This window comes from Alkalibacterium sp. m-11, assembly GCF_054658155.1.
In genome coordinates, this window is the sequence record NZ_BAAGIR010000188.1 from 1 (window position 1) to 3,103 (window position 3,103).

2 protein-coding genes are annotated in these 3,103 nt (G+C 44.1%); both read left to right on the forward strand.

The window, feature by feature from the left end:
- The first annotated feature begins 308 nt into the window (after window positions 1-308).
- Window positions 309-1,871: a Ppx/GppA family phosphatase gene (locus tag ACYQ2O_RS11390; protein ID WP_459796647.1), complete on the forward strand. Its 1,563-nt coding sequence runs from the start codon at window positions 309-311 to the stop codon at window positions 1,869-1,871.
- Between the two features lie 2 nt (window positions 1,872-1,873).
- Window positions 1,874-3,004 (forward strand): polyphosphate kinase, encoded by a 1,131-nt coding sequence (locus ACYQ2O_RS11395; RefSeq protein ID WP_459796648.1) that lies wholly within the window; start codon window positions 1,874-1,876, stop codon window positions 3,002-3,004.
- Window positions 3,005-3,103: the final 99 nt, after the last annotated feature.

Genomic DNA, 3,103 nt, shown 5'->3' on the forward strand with positions numbered 1-3,103 from the left:
TTGATTCATAAGAAGACCTCTTTTCTGGATTTGTGGTTATCTCTAGATTAAGGGTCTTCTTTCTTTTTGTCTACTTTAATTTCTTGCCCTACTATTTTACTTTCCGACAACTATTTTACACATAGATAAATATTAAGCTGTATACTTGTAGCTATTGTAATCAAACCCAGTTATGGTATCGCTTTCCTGTTTTTTGTAATATAATTGTAAAAAAGGTCTGATTTTAGACATAGCCTTCTCGCTTTTAGTATGATTAAGTTAAGAAATAGAGCTTGTTTAAAGATAAAAAGGAGATTGGAGCGTGCATTATGGCTAATGAACGGTTTGGATTAATAGATGTGGGATCAAATACAATACGACTGGTCATCTTCGAAATGGACGACTATCAAGGAGTGACCGAGCTGCAGAATATCAAGACACCTGCCCGGCTTGTCCAGTATCTGGACGACAGCAAGAAGATGTCTGATGAGGGTATCGACGTACTCCTGGCTGTCCTCAGAAGTTTTACTGCAATAGCTGAACGTTACGCTATAAAAGATTTGAAGGCAATAGCTACTGCTGCTGTTCGTCAGTCAGCGAATCGTGACACCATCATCCAGCGGGTACAAGAGGTTCTCAAGCTGGAACTGGAGCTGCTTGCGGAAGAAAAAGAAGCGTATTACGGAAACTATGCAGTCCGGCATACTATGCACCTTATGGATGGAATCAGTATCGATATCGGTGGGGGGAGTACTGAACTGACCCTTTTCAAAGACAAAGAAGTCAAGGAAGTACACAGTTTCCCTTTCGGAACGGTATCTTTAAGACGACAGTTTTTCTCGGACAAAAAGCACAATGACAAAAAGTCTATTGAGAAAGCCACCAAGTGGATCAGAGATCAGTTCAAGCAGCTTGAGTGGGTGCCCAATGCGCAGGTGCCTCTGATCGGAATCGGTGGGTCGGCACGTAACTATGCTGAAATCAACCAGCGTCAGACCGACTACCCAATTGCCGGTATTCATGAATATCAGATGACACCCGATGAGCTGGAAAACACCTTTGATCTGCTAGTAGATAGTTCTATGGACGACTTGAGCGATCTTGATGGCTTAAGCGGGGACCGCCGGGACATCATCATTCCAGCAGGGATTGTCTTCAAGGAACTAGTCGATGTGATGGCTGCGCCAAGCTTTGCCATCAGTAACCGAGGTCTGCGTGAAGGCATCATCCTTGAACGGCTCAACAAAGAGTACAGAGAGCCCTATGATCTTTACGGTGTGAAGCGTCAGACTGTTCAGCGCCTGTTCAAACAGTATGATATACGCCCGATCAGTGCCCATCAGCGCATCATGCTCGCTGACCAGCTCATTACTCTTTTAAAGGAAAAAGGTATCCTGAAAGTCAGCGAAGAGCAGCTCTATCTTCTTCATTATGGAGCAACTTTATATTACCTGGGCAGTTATATAGAAGATGATTCCAAATCGCAGCACACATTCTACATCATTTCCAATACGAATCTTCATGGATTCAGTCACAAAGACAGGGTCAGACTGGCTCTGCTGGCCAGCTATAAAAACAGATCACTGTTCAAACAATATGTAAAAACAGTAGACGACTGGTTCAGCGATGATGAAAAGGAAGCCCTGCTTCATCTGGGTTGCATCATCAAGTTTGCGGAGGCGCTGAATGATTCACACGTCAATTTTGTTCAGGATATGGCTCTCGAGGAAGACGGGGATGACTACCGTCTGGATGTGACATATATGGGTGATGCGATTGCAGAAGAATATCGGTTAAACAAGCATAAGAACCATTTCGAACGAGTTCTTGGCAAACCACTTACTATTTCACTTAAGAGTGTGACTGAAGGCTCTATCAAAGCGGAGGAATAAGTATGAGCAGTAGAGAAATCATGATTGATGATCCGATTCATTTCCAGAACAGAGAGCTGTCCTGGCTCGATTTCAATGCCCGTGTCGTTGAAGAAGCGAACGATCCTGCCAATCCTATATTGGAGCAGCTGACTTTTTTATCCATTGGGGCATCAAACCTGGATGAATTCTATAAAGTAAGGGTCGCGGGACTTCAGGATCAGCAGAAAATGGGGGTTGAAGAACCGGACACGAAAAAGATGTGGACGCCTAAAAAGCAGCTTCAGGAGATCACTAAGAAAAACCGGATCAATGTGCGCCGCCAGTATGATCTGTTTGACCTTAAAAGAAAGCAGCTGAATGAAGAGGGGCTTTATTTCAAATCAGTATGGGAACTGAACGAAAGTGACAAAAATAAGGCCCGAGCCATCTTCGAAAGGGAAATCAAGCCGGCTATCACTCCTTACGGTATCGATGCCTATCGTCCGTTTCCTCATCTGAGCGATGGAGTATTGCACTTGTTCGTCAAACTGAAGCGGTCCGGTAAGCCGTTCATAGCCATCGTGCCAGTTCCGGAACGTCTGTCCAGGGTGTATGCTGTTCACAATAACGAGCATACCTATCTCCTGCTGATCGAAGACCTGATTTATTCATTTCTGTCTGACCTCTTCAAAGGCTACGATGTCACGTACTCCTTCACTTTCCGTATTACACGAAATGCCGATCTGGAGATTCAGGAAGAAGGCGCAGATGACCTGCTTTCGGCCATTGAAGACTATCTGGAGAAACGTAAAAACGGAATGGCTGTGAGGCTCGAAATCGACCGGAGAGAGAGTGCAGTTTCAGTTAATGAGGATGTCGCTTTGCTTAAAAAAGCTCTATCTATCAAGCAGCGGGATATCTATACCCTGAATGGCCCTCTGGATCTGACTTTTTTAAGTGAAATCATCCCTCTTTTGAAGGAGCAGGGAATAACAGAATCCTTCAGGCCATTTGAGCCAAACTATCCAGCTGAGCTGAAAAAGCAGTCAGTCTATGCGCTGGCAAGAAAAAAGGATCTGTTTTTCCATCATCCTTTTGATGCTTTTGATCCGATCATCTCCTTTGTCAGGGAAGCAGCCGAAGACCTGAGTTTCGCACTTAAAGAAGACTAAACAGGCTAGAAACAGCTTGGTTAAGCTGTTTCTAGCCTGATTTCTTATGGATAAGGTGTCCATTTATTTAATAGTGAATACTCATATCCAGTTGAGTGG

Coding starts and splice junctions, on each gene's coding strand:
- ACYQ2O_RS11390 (WP_459796647.1), top strand. CDS start 309: ATGGCTAATGAACGGTTTGGATTAATAGATGTGGGATCAAATACAATA.
- ACYQ2O_RS11395 (WP_459796648.1), top strand. CDS start 1,874: ATGAGCAGTAGAGAAATCATGATTGATGATCCGATTCATTTCCAGAAC.